At 42.5% G+C, this 546-nt stretch carries 1 pseudogene; it reads right to left on the bottom strand.

The features are described from left to right. Window positions 1-13 precede the first annotated feature (13 nt). Window positions 14-546, bottom strand: a pseudogene (locus tag ACVBIL_RS20650) (ISL3-like element ISShha2 family transposase); the annotation flags it as partial.

Raw genomic sequence — 546 nt, 5'->3', positions numbered from 1 at the left:
GGCTCTTCTCCGCTTACATGAGCTTGATATTTGGATAAAAGGTTGAATGGGTATCAGGGACTGATGTTTGTCTGATCTTGAGTTTGAAGTATTCAATGTCTCGGATCCCTCTAGCTCTTCGCCTGAGTAAACCAATAGAGACATTCCCAGCTTCAACTCGAGCATTGGTTAATCTATATTTTGCGTAATTGCAGATGCCGACTTTTCTATCCAATAGTGCGTCTGCATAATTACACAACGACAATATCCTCGTAGACCTAGCAAGACCGCACCAAGCTTCAAGTGCCATTACCATCGACTTGTAACACGCTTCATCCCATATCGCTTGTAACTGCTCTTTCAGCATATAAACAATGCAGAGAGTCTTGTTACTCTCGAGTAAGTCACCAAGCCTATCTGACTGCCTATCATCCAGTTTATGGGCGTTTTTCAGCAAGAGGAACAACGTTCCTTTGAGCATCTTTTTCTCTTCATGAGAACCATTTCGAAAGGCTTTGGAACGCTCTTTTTTGATTAGCAGGCCGTAGTTTTGCATCACATGAAATC

The organism is Shewanella sp. 125m-7 (assembly GCF_052977045.1).
This window is presented reverse-complemented; position numbering and strand designations above follow the sequence as displayed.